At 51.3% G+C, this 21212-nt stretch carries 18 protein-coding genes and 1 other RNA gene; 7 read left to right on the top strand and 12 right to left on the bottom strand.

Annotation, left to right across the window (positions count from 1 at the left end; genetic code table 11):
- Positions 1–12 precede the first annotated feature (12 nt).
- A complete protein-coding gene (gene sufB / locus ACE15A_RS09715) occupies positions 13–1500 on the bottom strand; it encodes a Fe-S cluster assembly protein SufB (protein WP_053508102.1) in 1488 nt (495 codons plus the stop codon).
- A gap of 8 nt (positions 1501–1508) precedes the next feature.
- Positions 1509–1877: a Fe-S cluster assembly scaffold SufA gene (gene sufA / locus ACE15A_RS09710; protein ID WP_023248045.1), complete on the bottom strand. Its 369-nt coding sequence runs from the start codon at positions 1875–1877 to the stop codon at positions 1509–1511.
- Positions 1878–2303: 426 nt separating this feature from the next.
- Here sufA and ACE15A_RS09705 point away from each other — a divergent pair, with 426 nt between their 5' ends.
- On the top strand, positions 2304–3650 hold the full coding sequence (locus tag ACE15A_RS09705) for an L-cystine transporter (protein ID WP_023248044.1): 1347 nt from the start codon (positions 2304–2306) through the stop codon (positions 3648–3650).
- Positions 3651–3937: 287 nt separating this feature from the next.
- On the opposite strand, the gene ACE15A_RS09700 is transcribed toward ACE15A_RS09705, so the two are convergent.
- The 3 genes from ACE15A_RS09700 to ACE15A_RS09690 form a co-directional block, all read right to left on the bottom strand.
- Complete coding sequence (locus ACE15A_RS09700) at positions 3938–4126, bottom strand: YdiH family protein (RefSeq protein WP_001537749.1); 189 nt, start codon at positions 4124–4126, stop codon at positions 3938–3940.
- Positions 4127–4224: 98 nt separating this feature from the next.
- Positions 4225–4635, bottom strand: coding sequence for a 1,4-dihydroxy-2-naphthoyl-CoA hydrolase (gene menI, locus ACE15A_RS09695; protein WP_053508104.1), 411 nt, complete (start codon positions 4633–4635; stop codon positions 4225–4227).
- A complete protein-coding gene (locus ACE15A_RS09690; RefSeq protein ID WP_129382409.1) occupies positions 4632–7688 on the bottom strand; it encodes an FAD-binding and (Fe-S)-binding domain-containing protein in 3057 nt (1018 codons plus the stop codon). Before ACE15A_RS09690 ends, menI begins: the two co-directional genes overlap by 4 nt.
- 264 nt (positions 7689–7952) lie before the next feature.
- On the opposite strand from ACE15A_RS09690, the gene ydiK reads away from it, so the two are divergent.
- The 3 genes from ydiK to aroD all read left to right on the top strand — a co-directional run bounded on the left by ydiK (position 7953) and on the right by aroD (position 10181).
- On the top strand, positions 7953–9071 hold the full coding sequence (gene ydiK, locus ACE15A_RS09685; protein ID WP_053508107.1) for an AI-2E family transporter YdiK: 1119 nt from the start codon (positions 7953–7955) through the stop codon (positions 9069–9071).
- 182 nt (positions 9072–9253) lie between these two features.
- Positions 9254–9361, top strand: an RNA gene (rprA, locus tag ACE15A_RS09680) — antisense sRNA RprA.
- A 61-nt stretch (positions 9362–9422) separates the two neighbouring features.
- Entirely contained in the window at positions 9423–10181 is a 759-nt protein-coding gene (gene aroD, locus ACE15A_RS09675) for a type I 3-dehydroquinate dehydratase (protein ID WP_053508108.1), read from the top strand.
- A gap of 99 nt (positions 10182–10280) precedes the next feature.
- Here aroD and ppsA read toward each other — a convergent pair whose 3' ends face one another.
- The gene (gene ppsA, locus ACE15A_RS09670; protein ID WP_023248039.1) at positions 10281–12659 is read right to left on the bottom strand and encodes a phosphoenolpyruvate synthase; all 2379 of its coding nucleotides are present in this window, start codon (positions 12657–12659) and stop codon (positions 10281–10283) included.
- A 336-nt stretch (positions 12660–12995) separates the two neighbouring features.
- Here ppsA and ppsR point away from each other — a divergent pair, with 336 nt between their 5' ends.
- The 3 genes from ppsR to hemP all read left to right on the top strand — a co-directional run bounded on the left by ppsR (position 12996) and on the right by hemP (position 15378).
- Positions 12996–13829, top strand: coding sequence for a posphoenolpyruvate synthetase regulatory kinase/phosphorylase PpsR (ppsR, locus tag ACE15A_RS09665; RefSeq protein ID WP_023248038.1), 834 nt, complete (start codon positions 12996–12998; stop codon positions 13827–13829).
- A 155-nt stretch (positions 13830–13984) separates the two neighbouring features.
- The gene (gene aroH / locus ACE15A_RS09660) at positions 13985–15031 is read left to right on the top strand and encodes a 3-deoxy-7-phosphoheptulonate synthase AroH (RefSeq protein ID WP_023248037.1); all 1047 of its coding nucleotides are present in this window, start codon (positions 13985–13987) and stop codon (positions 15029–15031) included.
- Between the two features lie 155 nt (positions 15032–15186).
- Positions 15187–15378: a hemin uptake protein HemP gene (gene hemP, locus ACE15A_RS09655; RefSeq protein ID WP_023248036.1), complete on the top strand. Its 192-nt coding sequence runs from the start codon at positions 15187–15189 to the stop codon at positions 15376–15378.
- Between the two features lie 35 nt (positions 15379–15413).
- On the opposite strand, the gene selO is transcribed toward hemP, so the two are convergent.
- The 6 genes from selO to btuC all read right to left on the bottom strand — a co-directional run bounded on the left by selO (position 15414) and on the right by btuC (position 20857).
- Positions 15414–16856, bottom strand: coding sequence for a protein adenylyltransferase SelO (selO, locus tag ACE15A_RS09650; RefSeq protein ID WP_023248035.1), 1443 nt, complete (start codon positions 16854–16856; stop codon positions 15414–15416).
- Between the two features lie 65 nt (positions 16857–16921).
- Positions 16922–17632: an anti-FlhDC factor YdiV gene (ydiV, locus tag ACE15A_RS09645; RefSeq protein WP_023248034.1), complete on the bottom strand. Its 711-nt coding sequence runs from the start codon at positions 17630–17632 to the stop codon at positions 16922–16924.
- A gap of 311 nt (positions 17633–17943) precedes the next feature.
- Positions 17944–18408: a C40 family peptidase gene (locus tag ACE15A_RS09640; protein WP_023186823.1), complete on the bottom strand. Its 465-nt coding sequence runs from the start codon at positions 18406–18408 to the stop codon at positions 17944–17946.
- 76 nt (positions 18409–18484) lie between these two features.
- Positions 18485–19234: a vitamin B12 ABC transporter ATP-binding protein BtuD gene (gene btuD, locus ACE15A_RS09635; protein ID WP_053508110.1), complete on the bottom strand. Its 750-nt coding sequence runs from the start codon at positions 19232–19234 to the stop codon at positions 18485–18487.
- Complete coding sequence (locus ACE15A_RS09630) at positions 19234–19785, bottom strand: glutathione peroxidase (protein WP_023248032.1); 552 nt, start codon at positions 19783–19785, stop codon at positions 19234–19236. Before ACE15A_RS09630 ends, btuD begins: the two co-directional genes overlap by 1 nt.
- 91 nt (positions 19786–19876) lie before the next feature.
- On the bottom strand, positions 19877–20857 hold the full coding sequence (gene btuC / locus ACE15A_RS09625; RefSeq protein WP_023248031.1) for a vitamin B12 ABC transporter permease BtuC: 981 nt from the start codon (positions 20855–20857) through the stop codon (positions 19877–19879).
- Between the last annotated feature and the right edge of the window lie 355 nt (positions 20858–21212).

Here is a 21212-nt window from a genome sequence, read left to right as displayed (position 1 = left end):
TTTCCTTAATCATTAACCGACGCTGTGCTCAAGACTAATCGCCAGCAGTTTTTGCGCTTCAACGGCAAACTCCAGCGGCAGTTCCGAGAAAACGTCTTTACAGAAACCGTTGACGATCATCGAAATAGCGTCTTCTTCGCTGATGCCGCGTTGCAGGCAATAGAAAAGCTGATCTTCACCGATGCGTGATGTTGTCGCCTCGTGCTCTAGCTGCGCGCTGTTATTACGGCATTCAACATACGGGAACGTATGCGCGCCGCAGTCCGCGCCAATCAACATGGAGTCGCATTGTGTGAAATTTCGGGCGTTGGTCGCCGTCGGCATAATTTTTACCAGCCCACGGTAGCTGTTCTGGCTGTGCCCGGCGGAAATGCCTTTTGAGATAATGGTCGAGCGCGTGTTTTTACCGATATGGATCATTTTGGTGCCGGTGTCAGCCTGCTGATGTCCGCTGGTCAGCGCCACGGAATAGAACTCGCCGATAGAATTATCACCGCGCAGAATACAGCTCGGGTATTTCCAGGTAATCGCCGAACCGGTTTCCGACTGAGTCCAGGACATCTTGCTGTTTTCCCCTTCGCACAACGCACGCTTGGTCACAAAGTTCAGAATGCCGCCCGTGTTGTTGTCGCCCGGGAACCAGTTTTGTACGGTGGAGTATTTTACTTCAGCGTCTTTATGGATGATGACTTCCACTACCGCGGCGTGGAGTTGATAACTGTCGCGTACGGGCGCGGAGCATCCTTCGATATAACTCACATAGCTGCCTTCATCTGCCACCAGAATCGTGCGCTCAAACTGACCGGTTTTCTCGGCGTTAATGCGAAAATAAGTGGATAGCTCCATTGGGCAACGCACGCCTTTGGGAACATAGATAAACGTCCCATCGGAAGCGACCGCCGCATTCAGCGCGGCAAAAAAGTTATCGTTCCCCGGAACGACGGTGCCAAGATATTTCCTGACCAGGTCAGGGTGATCGTGTATCGCTTCACCAAAAGAACAGAAAATAATGCCCTGCTCCGCCAGTTTTTCACGGTATGTGGTCGCCACGGAGACAGAGTCAAAAATCGCATCTACGGCGACCTCTTTCCCTTCGCGAACGGGAACGCCAAGCTGCTCGAAGGCGTCTTCAACCTCTTTACTCAGAAAAGTATTCGCGCCTGTTTGCTGTACGGCTCCCGGCTGGGAAACGCAGCTATCGTCGCAGTTTCCGCATGATGGCGCAGAGTAATAGCTGTAGTCCTGATAGTTCAGTTTATCGTAGTGCGCCTTCAGCCAGTGCGGTTCATCCATTTCCAGCCAGGCTCTATAGGCATTGAGACGAAATTCCAGCATCCACTCAGGTTCGTTACGCTTTGCGGAAATCGCACGCACCACCTCTTCGCTGATGCCTTTTGCCAGTTCATCAGTGGGTAATTGCGTGAAAAATCCTTCTTTGTAATTAAGGCGTCCGCCTGTCCAGATGCCGACCTCTTCCGTTGCTTCAGTATTACGAGACATAGTACCGCCTATACCCCAAAACTTTCGCCGCAGCCGCATTCATTCTGGGCTTTGGGGTTATGAAATTTAAATAACTGGTTCAGCCCTTCCTGTACGTAATCCACTTCTGTTCCGTCAATAAAAGGCATCGCCTGTAACGGCGCGAAGAGCTTTGCACCTTCGACTTCAAAAACCAGATCGTCTTTATCCGGTTCCCGAACGGTATCCAGAACATAGCCGAATCCGGCACATCCCGTCTGTTTTACGCTTAACCGCACGCCCAACATGCCCGGCTGCTTTGCCGCCAGTTCACGTATGTGCGTCGCCGCCGCTGGCGTTAACGTCAGCCCTTGCCAGGGGAAGTCCTCCGGGTTAAACGTTCCTGAATGCAATTCCATAGGGTTACCTCGCGTTCTTAATCACCAGGATATAACAGCATGTTAGTGATAATGATTATCACTTCAACCCCTTAACCACAGGGGCTTTCCGACAAACGGTCAGATTGAGCGCCTTTTATTAAGCATAGACCCTGTCCGCCAGGCCATAAGACAGACAAAAATTCATTTAATATGTTGATATTTAATGAGTTAAAAGATATTGACCGTTCTGACAGGTCAAAAACGAAAAGATGTATAGAAAATGACTATTTAATTAATAGGCTGTCGACGTTGTTGGGCTGCGAGGTCAGAACCCCATTTTTTGTATGGATACCTGGCGTTCCACTCTTTATAATCCGCAACGGTTCTATAACTCAGTTTGGGCTATAGGTTTATGTTAACTCTTTCCGGCATTTCAGGTGCTGAATGAGGCAAGAGGCTTAAAATATGGTTGTCACGCTCGCGTATATCGCACTTTTTTTGGTTTTCTCGTGGGTCATCTTCAGAATTAATCAAAAAAGCGACTCCCTGTCGAAAAGCGTTTTTATCGCTATCTTTTTAGGGGCTGTTATTGGTTTATCCCTGCATTTTATTTCAGCAAATCACACTAAAACTATTATCGAATGGTACAGCATCGTCGGCAATGGTTACGTCAACCTGTTAAAACTGGTCGCTATACCGCTAATTTTTATTTCTATTATTTCTGCCATCAATAAACTGGAAAATAGCGCCGGCATCGGAAAAATGTCGCTGACGATCGTCGGGTGCATGTTATGCCTGGTGATGATTGCCGGTTTTATCGGATTACTGACCGCTCATATACTGGGACTTGACGCCAGCGCTTTTGTGCACATGCCGTCAACATTGACCACCGAAGAAGTCAACAAAACTGCCGCCGTGTCGATTCCCCAGTTGATAACATCGCTGATCCCGACGAATATTTTTCTTGATCTTACGGGGGCCAGAAGTGTTTCCGTTATCGGAATCGTTATCTTCACGCTAATAGCGGGGATCGCCCTGTTAAAAGTCAAAAAAGAGGCGCCGCAAGAAGGTCAGAAATTAAGCGCAGGCATTAACGCTATTCAGATCTGGGTGATGAAGATGGTACGTATCGTTATTGCATTAACGCCCTATGGCGTCATGGCATTAATGACTACCGTATTTTCATCATACCGCCTTGAACAATTCGCCAGCTTACTTGGTTTTATCGGCGCCTGTTATATTGCGATTTTAATGATGTTTATCGTGCACGCCATTTTGCTGGTCCTCAGCGGTAATAATCCAGCACGTTATTTCAGAATGGTCTGGCCTGTCTTAACCTTTGCGTTTGTTTCCCGCAGCAGCGCAGCCTCTATTCCGCTGGCCATTTCCGCTCAGGAAAAATTTGGCGTACAAAGCACCATTGCCAATATTTCCGCTTCGTTTGGCTCCAGTATGGGACAAAATGGCTGTGCCGGGATTTATCCGGCTATTATGGTGGCGATGATTGCGCCCACCATCGGCATTGATCCGCTCTCGCTGCATTTTCTGGTCGCGATGTTGCCCGCTATTGCGCTGGGGTCCATTGGCGTAGCCGGCGTCGGCGGCGGCGGTACGTTCGCGGCGCTGATTGTCCTGTCGACGTTGAATTTTCCCGTTGCGCTGGTCGGTATTTTTATTGCCATCGAACCTATCGTTGATATGGCCCGCACGGCACTGAACGTTAACGGATCGATGATGTCAGGTGTGCTGGCTAACCGTATTTTGAACAATAACACGGCTGACGACATGCCAGCGGTTATTGATAGACCTTAGTTTTTTGCGCGCCCGGGAAAAGAAAAACCCTTAAGTCTGTTCAATACAGGCTTAAGGGTTCCGGCCCCATCCGGCGCTTATCTCCGGCACTCTTAATGGCTTAGCTCTTGAAGGGGCATAAGAATAATCTCATAAAGAGAGCACGCCTTTTTAGCACAAATGGCGATCTGTGTTTTTTTAAACAAAATCAAGGGGATTGCATATTACCAGATGAAATTGTCTGGTGAGATTGCCTGGCAACATAGCCGGATGGCGGCGAACGCCTTATCCGGCCTACACAGACTTTATTAATGCACGCCCAACCGCCAGGCGAAATAGATCTCTTCTTTCAGTTCGGTTGCAGAGAGGGTGAGGAGATCGGCAAACTCTAACTCCAGCTGTTTTAAACGTTTCAGATACTGCGCGGGAGAAAGTTCGGTTTTATCACGGCGTAAGAATTCAATCGCCAGTTGGGTTGGGTCTAAATCAGTAGACATATCATCCTCGCTTATGTGTAAACGTGCACAGTATATCACCTTTTTCTGCGCACATTTTGACCAAAAGCAATATGCATCACACTTTTACGGTGACAACGTCACACAATCGCTGTAGTAAGACGCGAAGAACAGCACAGACGTCCCTGTTCATCAAAGATGTCTATCTGCCAGACCTGATGGCGAGCCCCGATATGCAACGCTTTACAGACGCCCCGCACGCGCCCCTGACGTGTCGACCGTACATGGTTGGCATTCACCTCCAGACCCACCACCTTTTGCTCCCCCTGCGTACACAGATAGCCTGCGACCGAACCGATACTTTCCGCCAGTACCACAGACGCTCCGCCATGCAGCAAGCCGAACGGTTGTTTGGTGCGATGATCGACGGGCATTGTCGCTTCCAGCGTATCATCCCCAATATGCTCAAAGTGGATATCAAGCAGGCCAACCATATTCCCTTCCCCCATCGCATTTAGCGCATCGAGGGTCACTTCTCGTTTCCAGATCATCCCATAATCTCCAGTAATGCCTGCAACGGGTGACGCACGCCCGTACCTTCAATGCGTTTGACCTGGCTTCGGCAGGAATAACCGGTTGCCAGGCAACGGTTTCGCGGTAGACGTTGCATCGCCTGATGCCAGGATAGCTCATAAATTCCCAGCGAATTTTGATGATTGGTTACTTCATGTCCATAAGTACCCGCCATACCGCAACAGCCTACGCTGACATTTTCCATCTTCGCGCCAAAATGGGCGAAGATGGCGGCCCACTGCGCAGGCGCGCCGGGTAAAGCCGTGACTTCCGTACAATGGCCAAAAAAGTACCACGGTTCGCCGCTCACCTTGACGGACAGTCTTGTATTTATTTCCTGCGCCAACCATTCATTCACCAGCAACACATGAAAATCGCCGCGCTGTTCGCCCAGCGCCAGTTTGTATTCGTCGCGATAACATAGCACCAGCGCCGGTTCGACGCCCACCATCGGCATCCCCAACGCGGCGATCCGATTAAGAAATTCAGAGGTTTTTTTCGCCGTTTTCGCAAAGCGATTAAGAAAACCTTTAATATGCTGCGCCTTACCATTCGGCGAGAACGGCAACAATACCGGTCTCCTGCCCAGTTTTTCCGCCAGGCGGATAAAATCCGCCACGACCCGAGCATCGTAGTAGCTGGTAAACGGGTCCTGAACCACCAGTACCGTTTTCGCTTTTTGCTCAGCGCTCATGCGCTCCAGTTGTTCAAGCGTCATATTGGCGGACGGATGGCCCACCAGTTGCTGTTGCAACGAAGGGGCGGAAAGCAGCGGTAAGTCCACCATACCGATATGTTTTTTCGCCAGATTACGAACCATCGGTTGGTTAATAAAAAAGTTAAAGGTCTTTGGCGCACGCGCCATCAGCGGCGCATAGGTCTCGACCGTCGCCACCAGATGATCGCGTACCGGACGCAGATAACGCGTATGGTAAAGCTGTAAGAAACGTGAACGAAACTCCGGAACATCGATTTTAATCGGACACTGGGTCGAGCAGGCTTTACACGCCAGACAGCCGGACATGGCCTCTTTAACTTCATGGGAAAAGTCATACTCGCCTTTGCGTCTGTGCCAACTATTCCGGGTACGGGCAATCAGCGTGCGCAAGCTGGCGCGTTTTTCCGGCAGATCCTTTTCCAGCTTCAACGGATCGACGCCGCGATCGGCCAATAGACGGAGCCATTCCCGCACCAGCGTCGCCCGCCCTTTCGGCGAGTGGATTCGGTTAAGGCTAATTTTCATCGACGGGCACATCGGGCTTTTCGCATCGAAATTAAAACACAGGCCGTTACCATTACACTCCATAGCGCCGCGCCAGGTCTGCCGTACCGCCAGCGGGATTTGACGATCCCAGGTGCCGCGTTTTACCGCATCCACCTTCATCATCGGCGCCTCTATCCCCTGCGGCGGACAAATTTTACCCGGGTTAAGTCGATTGTGCGGATCAAAAGCCGCTTTTATTTTGCGCAGCTCGCCATACAGGACTTCCCCGAAAAAGGCCGGGCTGTATTCCGCACGGAAGCCTTTTCCATGCTCGCCCCACAACAGCCCGCCGTATCTGGCGGTCAGCGCGACGACCTCATCGGAGATCTGTTTCATCAACAGTTCCTGCTGCGGATCGCACATATCCAGCGCCGGACGCACATGCAGCACCCCGGCATCCACGTGACCGAACATGCCGTAACTTAATCCATGACCATCCAGCAGGGCGCGAAATTCGGCGATGTAATCGGCCAGATGTTCAGGCGGCACGCAGGTATCTTCCGCAAAAGGAATCGGTTTAGCAGCACCTTTCGCATTACCCAGCAGCCCTACCGCTTTTTTACGCATCGCGTAAATACGCTCAATACCCGTCAAATCGGTACAAAGTTGCCAGCCGATCACACCCGCTTCCGCACGCGCCATCAGGCCATCCAGCCGGTGGCACAGCGCCTCGATCTGTCCGTCAATAAGCGCTTCATCGTCACCCGCGAATTCCACGATATTCAGGCCAAGCATCTCTTTATCCGGCACATCGGTAATCAATTCGCTAACGGAGTGCCAGACAATATCTTCCCGCGCGAGGTTAAGGACTTTAGAATCGACCGTCTCGACGGATAAGGCGCGCGCGTCAACCATAAAAGGGGCATTACGCAGCGCGGAATCAAAGGAGTCGTATTTTACATTCACCAGACGGCGGACTTTGGGTATCGGGGTAATATCCAGCCGGGCTTCAGTAATAAACGCCAGCGTCCCTTCCGACCCTGTTAAGATGCGGGTGAGATCGAAGCGGGTCATGTCATCGTTAAAGACGTGGCGTAAATCGTAGCCTGTCAGGAAGCGATTGAGCTTTGGAAAGCTATCGAGGATAAGTTGACGATTTTCCAGGCAGGACTGATAGACGGTCTGATAGATGCGGCCTGGCGTCGTCGTGTTTTCACCCAGCGTCTGGGCAAGCTCTACGGGCATCGATTGCGTGTCAAGGATATCGCCCCCCAACAATACGGCCCGTATGCCTAAGACGTGATCTGACGTTTTTCCATAGACCAGCGAGCCCTGACCGGAAGCATCGGTATTAATCATACCGCCCAGCGTTGCGCGATTACTGGTGGAAAGCTCCGGCGCAAAAAAATAGCCATACGGCTTTAGCGCCTGATTAAGCTGATCTTTTATAACTCCCGCCTCTACCCGCACCCATCCCTCTTCAGGATTAATTTCAATAATGCGGTTCATATAGCGGGACATATCAACAATAATGCCCTGGTTTAGCGCCTGGCCATTAGTGCCAGTACCGCCGCCTCGCGGGGTAAATATCAGCGACGTAAAGCGCGGCTCCGCCGCCAGACGGGCAAGAAGCGCGACATCCGCCGTAGAACGAGGAAACACAACAGCATCGGGAAGAAGCTGGTAGATACTGTTATCGGTCGACATTGTCAGACGGTCGGCATAGCTGGTTGCCGTATCGCCCGTAAACCCTTGCTGCTCCAGCGCCTGCAAAAAATTGAGCACCAGCTGAACGACGCCGGGTGCCTGAGAAATTTGTGGAATCATTATACTGACCCTTTCCTGCGGTCTATGTTGTGAACGGTGGCGCCCAACCCGGCGAGCGCGAGCGGTCTACGCACAGGAAGGGATGCTTAATCGTTTGCGTGTTGCGTTATTTGTTGTATCACATTTTTTTCCTGTGCGCCCAACAGAATTACATGCAGAATCGGCCTGTTAAAAACCGCTGAAATTGCTCATCATTATAGGGTGTGGTTTGCATGTTCACGTCGCGCCAACGTTCTGGCGCAAAGACAAAGGTGAAAAGTATTTATGGTAAATGTTCGTCAGCCCAGGGATATTGCGCAAGTGCTGCTATCGGTGCTGTTTTTAGCCATCATGATTGTGGCCTGTTTGTGGATAGTACAGCCTTTTATTTTAGGGTTTGCATGGGCAGGTACGATTGTTATCGCGACCTGGCCCGTTTTGCTGAAATTACAAAAAATATTGTGGGGCCGCCGCTCGCTTGCCGTACTGGTCATGACGTTGCTGTTAGTGCTGCTCTTCGTTATTCCCGTCGCCTTGCTGGTTAACAGCATTGTCGATGGTAGCGGCCCGCTCATCCATGCAGTGACTGGCGGCGATATGACGCTACCCGATCTTGCATGGTTAAATAATATTCCGTTGGTTGGCGCCAAACTGTATGCCGGATGGCATAGTCTGCTGGATATGGGCGGTAGCGCTATTATGGCGAAAGTGCGTCCTTATATCGGCACAACCACGACCTGGTTTGTCGGTCAGGCGGCGCATATAGGACGCTTTATGATGCACTGCGCCCTGATGCTGTTGTTTAGCGCCCTGCTTTACTGGCGCGGCGAACAAGTGGCGATGGGAATACGCCATTTTGCCTGTCGTCTCGCGGCTAAACGCGGCGATGCGGCGGTTCTGCTGGCTGCCCAGGCGATCCGTGCCGTGGCGCTTGGCGTGGTTGTCACCGCGCTGGTACAGGCAGTACTTGGCGGCGTCGGGCTGGCGATTTCCGGCGTGCCTTACGCTACCCTGTTGACGGTAGTGATGATCCTTTCGTGTCTGGTTCAATTAGGGCCGTTGCCGGTACTGATTCCAGCCATTATCTGGCTTTACTGGACAGGCGACACCACCTGGGGCACCGTACTGCTGGTATGGAGCGCCGTCGTCGGCACTCTGGATAACGTGATTCGCCCGGTACTCATCCGCATGGGCGCCGATTTACCGCTGCTTCTGATCCTTTCCGGAGTGATCGGCGGCCTGATTGCATTCGGCATGATTGGTCTGTTTATTGGACCGGTGCTTCTGGCCGTGACCTGGCGTTTGTTCTCCGCGTGGGTAAATGAAATTCCGGTGCCAACGAATGAACCAGAGGAGATCCTTGAAGAGCTGGATGAAATCGAGGAAGCCAACAAACAGTCATAATCCAGTCGGGCGGCATCGCCGCCCGATGCTTTAGCGACGTTTATCAATTCAACGCACTCCCCATTTTGATTCGCCTGTCTGCTCCCCACCACATCTCATTTCTGTCTCAAATTCGTTACAGTTTTTAAACTATTGAGACGAATCTGATCGACGCAAAAAGTGCTCATGCCTACTATTAGCACACGGTTATAAATCAACGCATTGATTTATAAGCATGGAAATCCCCTGAGTGAAACAACGAATTGCTGTGTGTAGTCTTTGCCCGTCTCCCACGATGGGCTTTTTTTTTACTTCAAGCGGCCAGCCTCACCGTTCATAATGGCGAGAAGAAAAAAAACCGACAGGACACGCATGAAAACCGTCACCGTAAAAAATCTTATCATTGGCGAAGGGATGCCCAAAATTATCGTGTCGTTGATGGGGAGAGACATCAACAGCGTGAAAGCGGAAGCGCTGGCCTACCGCGAAGCCACATTCGATATTCTGGAGTGGCGCGTGGATCACTTTATGGATATCGCATCGACTCAATCCGTTCTTACCGCTGCGCGTGCTATCCGCGATGCGATGCCTGACATTCCGTTACTGTTTACTTTCCGCAGCGCCAAAGAAGGCGGCGAGCAGACGATAACCACTCAGCATTATCTCGCGCTTAATCGTGCCGCAATCGACAGCGGCCTGGTCGATATGATCGATCTTGAGCTATTTACCGGTGATGCTGACGTTAAAGCCACTGTCGATTATGCCCACGCGCATAATGTTTATGTCGTGATGTCTAACCACGATTTTCACCAGACGCCGTCCGCAGAGGAAATGGTTCGGCGGCTACGTAAAATGCAAGCGCTCGGCGCGGATATTCCCAAGATTGCCGTTATGCCGCAAAGCAAGCATGATGTATTAACGTTACTCACTGCCACGCTGGAGATGCAGCAACGCTACGCCGACCGTCCGGTAATTACTATGTCGATGGCGAAAGAGGGTGTCATTTCACGTCTGGCAGGGGAAGTGTTTGGCTCTGCCGCCACGTTTGGCGCGGTGAAGCAGGCTTCGGCGCCGGGGCAAATCGCCGTTAATGATCTACGCAGCGTATTAATGATTCTGCACAACGCCTGACCCGGCATAATGCCGGCGTCGAGCGGCATACGCCCTATCCGGCCTACACAACATGTTTCTTGTGCAGGCCGGATAAGCATAGCGTTATCTGGCCGCGGTTTACTTCTTCAGTTCCGCCAGACTCAGCCAAGTCTGAACCACGGTATCCGGGTTCAGCGACAGGCTGTCGATCCCCTCTTCCATCAGCCAGGCTGCAAAGTCTTCATGGTCAGACGGCCCCTGACCGCAAATTCCAACATATTTGCCCTGTTTTTTTGCCGCGCGAATCGCCATCGACAGCAGCGCTTTCACCGCGTCATTACGCTCGTCAAACAGTTCGGAAACCACGCCGGAATCGCGATCCAACCCCAGCGCCAGTTGTGTCATGTCGTTAGAACCAATCGAGAATCCATCAAAATATTCGAGGAACTGTTCAGCCAGCAAGGCATTGGACGGAATCTCGCACATCATGATGATCTTCAACCCATTCTCGCCGCGTTTGAGCCCCTGACGCGCCAGCTCTTCGACGACCGCTTTCGCCTGGTCGACCGTCCGCACGAACGGGATCATGATTTCGACGTTGGTAAGGCCCATATCGTTGCGCACGCGTTTCACCGCTTCACATTCCAGCGCAAAACAATCGCGGAAACTTTCTGCGACGTAACGACCCGCGCCGCGGAAGCCCAGCATCGGGTTTTCTTCATGCGGCTCATAGCGTTCGCCGCCGACCAGGTTGGCGTATTCGTTGGACTTAAAGTCAGACAGGCGAACGATGACGCGTTTCGGGTAGAAGGCCGCGCCTAACGTCGCGATCCCTTCCGTCAGTCGACCAACGTAAAATTCACGCGGCGAGTCAAACCCCTTCATCATCTCACGAATGTCGTTTTGCAGCGCGGCATCCTGGTCGTCAAACTCCAGCAGCGCGCGCGGGTGAACGCCAATCATACGGTTAATGATGAATTCCAGTCGCGCCAGACCTACACCTTCATTCGGCAGGCAGGCAAAGTCAAATGCCCTGTCCGGGTTGCCAACGTTCATCATTACCTTCAGCGGTAGCTCTGGCATGGTATCTACGCTGGAGCTTTTTACGCTGAAATCCAACATGTCAGCATAAACATAACCGGTATCACCTTCCGCGCAGGAGACGGTCACTTTTTCGCCATCTTTCATGCGTTCGGTGGCGTCGCCACAGCCGACTACCGCCGGAATGCCCAATTCGCGGGCGATAATCGCCGCGTGACAGGTTCGCCCGCCACGGTTAGTGACAATCGCCGCCGCTTTTTTCATGATCGGTTCCCAGTCCGGGTCGGTCATGTCGGTGACAAGGACATCACCAGGCTCAATACGGTTCATTTCGCCGATATCATGAATAACTTTCACCGTACCCGCGCCGATACGATGACCAATGGCGCGACCTTCGGCAATGATTTTCCCCTGCGCATGTAGCGTATAACGCTCCATCACCTGGCCGCGAGAGCGCACGGTTTCCGGACGTGCCTGCACAATAAAGAGCTTACCGGTATGACCGTCTTTCGCCCATTCGATATCCATCGGACGACCATAGTGCTGCTCAATCTGCACCGCCTGTTTCGCCAGTTCCTGCACTTCTCCGTTGGTGAGCGAGAAAATGTCGCGCTGTTCCTGCGGCACATCTTCAATCTTCACTTGCTTGCCGTGTTCCTGAGTGGCGGCGTAAACCATGCGGATTTTTTTCGACCCCATGGTGCGCCGCACGATGGCCGGACGGCCTGCCGCCAGGGTTGGCTTATGCACATAAAATTCATCCGGGTTAACCGCGCCCTGCACCACCATTTCACCCAAACCCCATGCCGAGGTGATAAAGACCACCTGGTCAAAGCCGGATTCGGTATCGATAGAGAACATCACCCCTGACGAGGCGAGATCGGAGCGAACCATTCGCTGCACGCCAGCGGAAAGCGCTACGCCGCGATGATCATATCCCTGGTGAACGCGATAAGAGATGGCACGATCGTTAAACAGAGAAGCAAATACGTGTTTCACTGCTACCAGTACCGCATCGAAGCCCTGAACGTTAAGAAACGTTTCTTGCTGACCCGCAAACGAAGCATCTGGCATATCTTCCGCCGTAGCGGAGGAGCGTACGGCAAAAGAGGCATTTTCATCATCCGACGAAAGTTGCGCATAGGCATCGCGGATGGCGTTTTCCAGCGTCGGCTGGAAAGGAGTGTCGATAATCCACTGGCGGATCTGCGCGCCCGCTTTCGCCAACTGGGAGACATCATCAATATCCGTCTTATCCAGCAGTTCATAAATGCGCTGGTTTACGCCGCTTTGATCCAAAAACTGGTTAAACGCATCAGCAGTGGTTGCAAAACCATTCGGTACGGATACGCCCATGCCGGAAAGGTTAGTAATCATTTCACCCAGGGAGGCATTTTTGCCCCCAACTCTGTCTACATCATTCATGCCGAGTTGGTTATACCAAAGCACCAGCGGTGACGAGCCATTGTTGGACATCGAACAATCCTTTTGTGATAAATGAACGAGTTTAAGAAACACATAATTGCGTATTTATCCTGGCATACTTAAACCCGCGAAAAAAACGGTGAATCGTTCAAGCAAATTTATTTTTTCATTTTTTCAGATTGTTTACGTATTTGCGCAAACCCACGCATGGCGCGGCATTCCCTTAATAACCCTCGGTATAAACTGCGTTTCCAGGAAATGAAACGCACTTTTCATTAATTATAAAAAGCATATGTCATTTTATAAAATAAGCGACAAATTATACGTTTCCCGTTACTTTTAATTTATGCTTTCAGATAATTATGTTTACTCTTCAGGATGAACAGAATGGATAATGTTGTTGATCGCCATGTTTTCTATATTTCTGATGGTACCGCCATCACCGCCGAGGTTCTGGGTCACGCGGTTATGTCGCAGTTTCCGGTGACGATCAGCAGCATCACGCTGCCATTCGTGGAAAACGAAAGTCGCGCCCGCGCCGTCAAAGACCAAATTGACGCCATTTATCAACAAACCGGCGTTCGCCCGCTGGTGTTTTACTCGATTGTTTTACCTGAAATTCGCGCCATCATCTTACAGAGCGAAGGGTTCTGCCAGGATATCGTCCAGGCGCTGGTGGCGCCGCTTCAGCAGGAGATGAAACTGGACCCGACGCCGATCGCTCATCGTACTCATGGGCTTAATCCGGGTAATCTGAACAAGTATGACGCCCGTATTGCCGCTATCGATTATACCCTGGCGCATGATGATGGCATTTCGTTGCGCAACCTCGATCAAGCCCAGGTGATTTTACTTGGCGTTTCGCGCTGTGGAAAAACGCCCACCAGCCTCTATCTGGCGATGCAATTTGGTATTCGCGCGGCTAACTACCCTTTTATCGCCGATGACATGGATAATCTGACGCTGCCGACATCGTTAAAACCTTTGCAACATAAACTGTTCGGACTGACGATTAACCCTGAACGCCTGGCGGCTATTCGCGAAGAACGCCGTGAAAACAGTCGCTACGCCTCGTTGCGTCAGTGCCGCATGGAAGTGGCGGAAGTCGAAGCGCTGTATCGCAAAAATCAGATCCCCTGCCTGAACAGTACCAATTATTCCGTTGAAGAGATAGCCACCAAAATTCTCGACATTATGGGGCTTAATCGCAGAATGTACTAATAAACTAGTTCAATGGATTGTTTTTTGTTATCATGCCGTTCTGCCTACGGGGTGTGACACGCCTCGCACTTGAAATCAGCAGGGATTGGTTTATCGTGATGCCCATCACTTCCCGGTAGTCCTGCCGTTGAAGCAACAAATTTCTGAGACTTGTAATGAACAGAACCGACGAACTCCGTACTGCGCGTATCGACAGCCTGGTGACACCGACCGAACTCGCGCAGCGGTATCCTGTATCTACCTCCGTCGCCAGTCACGTCACCGACTCCCGACGCCGGATAGAAAAAATTTTAAATGGTGAAGATCCACGGCTACTGGTCATTATTGGCCCCTGTTCGATTCACGATCTGAATGCTGCCATGGAATACGCAACGCAGCTCCAGGCGCAACGCCAAAAGCATCAGGCACGTCTGGAGATCGTAATGCGCACCTATTTTGAAAAACCGCGCACCGTAGTGGGATGGAAAGGCCTGATTTCCGATCCCGACTTGAATGGAAGTTACCGCGTCAATCATGGGCTTGAACTGGCGCGTCGCTTGCTATTGCAGGTGAACGAACTGGGAGTACCGACCGCCACAGAATTTCTTGATATGGTCACCGGGCAGTTTATTGCCGATCTGATCAGTTGGGGAGCGATTGGCGCGCGTACCACCGAAAGCCAGATCCATCGGGAAATGGCCTCTGCGCTCTCTTGCCCGGTCGGCTTTAAAAATGGTACGGATGGCAACACTCGCATTGCCGTTGACGCCATTCGCGCCTCCCGCGCCAGCCATATGTTTCTCTCGCCGGATAAAGACGGACAGATGACTATCTACCAGACGAGTGGAAATCCGTATGGGCACATCATCATGCGCGGCGGTAAAAAACCGAACTACCACGCTGAAGATATTGCCGCCGCCTGCGATACGTTGCATGAATTTGATCTGCCGGAACATCTGGTCGTCGACTTCAGCCACGGCAACTGTCAAAAACAGCATCGCCGCCAGTTGGACGTATGTGATGATATTTGCCAGCAGATTCGTAATGGTTCCACGGGGATTGCCGGGATTATGGCAGAGAGTTTTTTGCGGGAAGGCACGCAAAAAATTATCAGCGGCCAACCATTAGTGTATGGTCAGTCCATTACCGATCCCTGCCTGAACTGGGAAGATACGGAAGTTCTGTTGGAAAAGCTCGCCGCTGCGGTAGACAGCCGCTTTTAATACCCCGCCCATCCTGCCGGGATGGGCATTTCTTCGACGCTTTGCCTGCCCTTTTCTCTACGCGCGTACGCTTCCCTCACAGAATTAGCACTTGCTGTTACCGCATTAATTATTGATAATAATAATCATTGTGAGTTTGATTATTGATAAACATCATGCCGCGTATGGATAACACCGAATTGCCCCACCCTAAGGAAATAGCCAATGAAACGCTTCTCCCTGCCGCTGAACGGCGCGTCAACAGTCAGGCGCTATTAGGTCCGGACGGCAAAGTCATTATCGATCACAACGGTCAGGAGTATCTGTTGCGCAAAACTCAGGCCGGCAAGCTACTGTTAACCAAATAACGCTCCCGCCAGCAGACTATTCTGCTGGCGTCAGGCTAACTTGAACAACTGACCTCCAGCCGCTTTCCCCACTCCGGCGGTCGGCTGGCATAGTCATCATCTCGATCGGTAAAAGGCTGTCGTAAAACTTCATGCAACCGATGCAGTTCCGCCATGTCTCCCTGTTCAGCCGCATCTATCGCGCGTTGCGCCAGCCAGTTGCGCAATACTACCGCGGGATTCACGCTTTGCATCTGCTGTTGACGCAGCGCGTCATCCACCGCCTCTGTGCGCAATCGCGCCCGGTAGCGGTCGAACCAGGCATCGAACGCCGCGCGATCGATAAACGTATCCCGCAACGGCGATGAGGCGCTCTGTTGCTCCGTATGGCTTAACATCCGAAATGTACGGGTATAATCACTCCCTTCGCGCGCCATCAGGCTAAACAATTCATTCAGTAAAACGTTATCGTCTTTTTGCCCGGTAAAGAAGCCCAGCTTCTGTCGCATTCGCTGCCCGTAGTGCGTTAACAACGCATCCTGGTAGCGATCCAGCGCTCTGTTTAAAGCGTCGATCTCAATAAAAGGGGTTAACGTCTGCGCCAGACGTTGTAAATTCCACAGCGCCACCGCCGGTTGATTATCGAAGCGGTAACGTCCCTGATGATCGGAATGGTTACCAATGAAGCCAGGATCGTAGTCGTCGAGAAAACCAAAGGGACCATAGTCGATAGTCAGCCCCAGAATCGACATGTTATCCGTATTCATAACGCCGTGCGCAAAACCGACGGTTTGCCACTCGGCGATGAGTCTTCCGGTACGCGCCGCCACCTCTTCAAACCACAAATCATACTTTTCCGGCGCATCCTGCCATTGCGGCCAGTAATGACGAAGAGCGAAATCGGCCAGTTGCTGAACTTTTTCCGGCTCACGGCGGTAGTAGAAATGTTCGAAATGACCAAAACGCATATGACTTTGCGCCAATCGCATTAACATCGCGCCCGCTTCCTGCGTCTCTCGCTGAACAGGCGTATCGCTGGTTACGATAGATAACGCGCGTGTAGTGGGGATACCCAGATAATGCATGGCTTCGCTGGCAAGGCTTTCTCGTATGGTTGAACGCAGGACGGCACGTCCATCCCCCATTCGCGAATAGGGTGTTAATCCGGCGCCTTTCAGATGCCAGTCGAGGGCCGAGCCATCCGCCAGGAGCTGTTCGCCCAGCAAAATACCGCGTCCATCACCGAGTTGCCCGGCCCAGACGCCGAACTGATGCCCGCTATATACCTGCGCGACAGGCGACATGCCGGGCAATAAGATTTCACCGCCCCAAACGCCAGCGCCGTTTGTAACGTCAAATAGCGAAGCGGGAATGGCTAACTGCTGCGCCAGTTTGTCATTATACCAAATCAGACGCGCATTTTTTAACGGTGTGGGTAAAAGCGCGGTATACGTTGCTGGCAGTTCATCGCGCCAACGGGCAGTAAAAGACAGGGTCATAGGGCCTCCTGTCTCCAGTGTAGACTGGTTGATCACCGGTTAAACACCGGCAAACAGAAAGGTTATCACTGAACGAGTTTAATTAGCTGGCTTACCGGCACCGGAGGCCATAGTCCTCCCTGAAATGCGCTAAATCCCAATGGCGCAGCGCGTGCAAACATCGCCTCATTATCAATGCCGGCAATCATCAGAGATTCGCAGCTAGAGGAGATCTGTGCAACTATAGCGTGCATGAACGGTTCGAATGAGATCATTTCAGCACGCTGCTGAATAAAATTTTTATCCAACATGACTCGCTTGAAAAGCCCATCGAAAATAGCTTTAGTTGACGCTTCTCCTGCCCCAAAATTTGCCAGCATTAATGGGAAATGCATTGCCAGATTGGCTAACGTTTCATTCTCTTTACCCTGGTTTAATCCAGGATAATTCTCATTTATAGCCAATTCAAGAAACGGAAAACGCGCCGCCCTGGAAAAAAGTTCGCTATCTAATAATAATAAGCCACTAATTGCGGGGGGTAAATTAAGCCATGCAATAAGTTTATGCTGAATAAAAAAGTGTTGGCACGTTTCTAACAGTGCAAGTTTTTCAACAAACAGACAGTATTGTTCCTCCACCGAAAGGCGTGGCACTACCAACTCAGTCGGCATCCGCACAGCACCGTCTTCAGTAGCAAACGTCGCAATAATTTCTAAGCCAGCAAGCCGAGCGTTTTTATCCATTGCAGGAAGGAAAAAGAGTTCGGAATGGTAAAGCTCATCAAGTGAAGCAATCATTACGCCAGTCCCATAGTTAGGGCGTTATTCGCCATCCAGTCACTACGGACGGAAACAGACGTAACTTCAGATACTAATTGAAGCGTCATCATTTTTCTTTTTACCGGTAAACCGGTTCCTTTTTTAACTTACTCTGATTATAAACCAATATCCAACGTTGTACTTTTAACAGGGCGTGAACATGCCCATTTTTAATAGAAGTATGTTTGTAAATGCTACGGTTATATCATTATATAGGATGACAGCAGACGTCATAAGTTCAACCAGCGATATGCTAAAAATAGACCATAAAAATTATGTCGTCTGCGAGATTAAATTCGTCGTGCCTGCCAGAAGCTTTTCCGCCAGTACACATTATCCAGCGATGAACGCATCACGCCACGGCTGGTAGAGGCATGAATAAACTCATTATTTGTATCGTAAATACCAACGTGTAAACCACTTTCGCCTGAACCGGTTTTAAAGAAAACCAAATCTCCGGGAAGCAATTCATCTTTATCGATTCTGGTGCCAATTTTTGATTGTTCACGCGTATCGCGCGGCAACTGCAAATCAAACTTGTCGCGCATAGTGACGACCACAAAACCGGAACAGTCCACGCCTCTGCGACTCATACCACCATAGCGATATGGCGTGCCGCGCCAGGACTGCAACTGATCGTTAAGACCTGCAATGACGGTAATCGAGTCTGATAACCTGGCATTTGGTGCCGGTGCCTGATGAGTACTGCATCCTGCCAGGAATAATGCTGTGATAACAAGAAGCCAAAAACGCATGCCGCAACAATCCTCTGTTTTTATTCTGGTATTAATTTAGCGTCGAAATTACCTGCTTTTCAAGAAACGATTTCACTTAAGTGGCCGATATGAGTATTTGATGCCCCTCGACGTCGAGTCGTCGAAAACACATTCCGTAAGCTTGCGCCAGATAAGAGGGGGTGAGCACCTCCTCCCGGCGGCCGCAGGCAATGAGTTTACCGCGCTTTAGTAACCAGGCTTTATGCGCATGGCGCAGCGTGTGGTTCAGATCATGACTGCTCATTACAATCGCGATTCCAGCCTGACACAATTGATGCAATACCCGGTCCAGAGCGTTTTGTTGCGCAACATCAAGGCTATTCATCGGCTCATCAAGTAACAATAACTGGCCGACCGGATTAGCGTCGGGATGAATTTGTAGTACGACAGCAGCAAGGCGAACACGCTGCCACTCGCCGCCGGAAAGCTGATTGACGCTTCGCCCCAGTTTGTCGCCCAATCCAAGCATATCGGCCACCTCGTTAAGCTGCCCGGTTCGCATTTTGTCAGGTTGATGCAATGTCAGGTAATGCCAGACTGGCATGGCGAACGGCGGATTTTGCTGTTGCGCAAGATAAGCACGGTGTTGGGCAAGCTTTGCCGCCGCCCATGTATCCAGCAACGCTCCGCCAAATCTAATACTCCCCTCACCGGAGGTTAACCCCGCCATACGCGCCAGCAGAGTACTTTTCCCGGCACCGTTCGGCCCAACAAGGTGAAGAATCTCTCCTGCGCTTACTTCGCCGGAAAGCGGCCCCAGGCGGGTGCTCTCGGCGACATCCTTTAATTGCATCAATTGAGACATTATTTTGCCAACGCGATTTTTATACTTTCCATCACAATGGGATCTTCAGGCGTCATATCCGGTGAGAAACGCTGTACCACCTGACCATCCCGGCCTACCAAAAATTTTTCAAAATTCCACAGAATATCATCCGGATAGAGTGGCGTACGCCCTTTGCTCACCATCCGTTCGTAAAAACCACTCTTCTCCGGCGCAACGGCCGTTGGCGCAGCGGCTATCAGTTTTTGATACAGAGGATGGCGTGTTTCGCCATTCACATCGATTTTGCTGAACATCGGGAATGTTACGCCCCAGGTGCTGGCGCAGTAGGTTTTAATCTCTTCTTCGCTGCCTGGCTCCTGCCCCATAAACTGGTTGCAGGGGAAGCCCAACACAACAAACCCCTGATCTGCCCACGCTTTCTGGATATTTTCCAACTGTTCATATTGTGGCGTCAAACCGCATCTGGAGGCGACATTCACAATGAGCAGCACTTTTCCGGCGTATTTTTCAAGCGTAGTGGCCTCTCCATCAATCGTCGTAACGTGAGTATTAAGAAGCGAGTTTTGCATGGTGTCTCCCTGATGTCGGTAAAATAGTGGGTTTCATCGTTAGCCTTTAATCATAGACTGCGAATGATGAAAACAGTTGTTTACCAATGCGCTAACGCGCGGATTTGAGCAACAGCCAGATAAACACCGGCGCGCCCAACGTGGCGGTGACAACTCCGATAGGCAGTTCAGCCGACGCCAGCGCCAGCCGGGCGACCACATCAGCTAATAGCAGGGCGATAGCCCCGGCCAGCGCACAGCCGGGAAGTAAAACCCGATGATCGGTTAAACCGCATAAACGCAGGATATGCGGAATAACCAGGCCAATAAATCCAATCGCCCCCGCCATCGCCACGCTAACGCCCACCATCCAGCCGGTAGCGACGACCAACAAATTGCGCCAGAACCACAGCGGCAGGCCGAGCTGACGGGCCGAGGTTTCCCCTAGCACCAGCATATTCATCGGTTGCGACTGGCAACATATCCAGATCAGCACCGGGATGAGCGCAATCATCAGCCAGCTCTGCTGCCAGTCAACGCCGCCAAATCCTCCCATCATCCAGTACATTAATTGCCGCAGATCGAAAGAGGTGGAAAAATAGATAGCCCATGTCATCAGAGCGCTACAGATAATGCCCAGCGCGACGCCCGCCAACAGCAAGCGGCTGGTAGAGAGATGGCGGCGCGCAAAACGCAGCAGAATTAACGTAATAGTGAGCGCGCCGGCTATGGCGCACAGCCCCAGCGACCATCCTGGCAGTTGCCCCTGCCCCAACAAGACGGCGGCAATAAGCCCAACACCAGCCCCATTCGAAACGCCGAGCAGGCCCGGTTCGGCAAGCGGGTTTTCAAACAGCGCCTGCATCACGGCGCCAGATAGCGCCAGCGCAGCGCCAACCAGTAGTACCGCAAGCGTACGGGGAAGACGAATTTGCCAGACAAACAGTTCTCCCCGGGCGCTTAACCAGTCACCTGGAGCAATCCACTGTTCGCCTGCGCATAAGCTCAGCAGTGTAGCCAGTAGCACCAGCAGTGACAGGCTCAGAAGCCAGCGAAGGTTTCGTCGCTGTTGTTGGCGGGCAAAAGTCAGCATGTTATCCATTTAGCTGAAAAGAGGTAGCGTGATTTTACGGTGGGTATTCCCTACTTGAAAGAAAAAAGGCCGTAATGCTGCCATATTAGTCCCGGTAAAATCAATAATTTACATTTAAAACAACCACTTACTTAAACAACAAACCACACATAAACACGGATTGTACTATAGAAGCGGTCACTTTGTGGATCAATGCGAAACATATTTTGCTATCAGAAAAGCAACAACAGTGGTCACAATGACGGAACCTACAGGAATAATAATCGCACTCCATTTCCATTTTGTATTGTCATCAACTCTATCGAACCGCCTGTTCACGTCCTCCGCAATCCGCTCGCAGCGCTTGTCCATTTGT

It is taken from the genome of Salmonella sp. HY31 (genome assembly GCF_042604575.1).
Classification (GTDB): Bacteria; Pseudomonadota; Gammaproteobacteria; order Enterobacterales; family Enterobacteriaceae; genus Salmonella; species Salmonella diarizonae.
The sequence above is the reverse complement of the archived record's forward strand: the minus strand, read 5'-3'. Positions and strand labels throughout refer to the sequence as shown.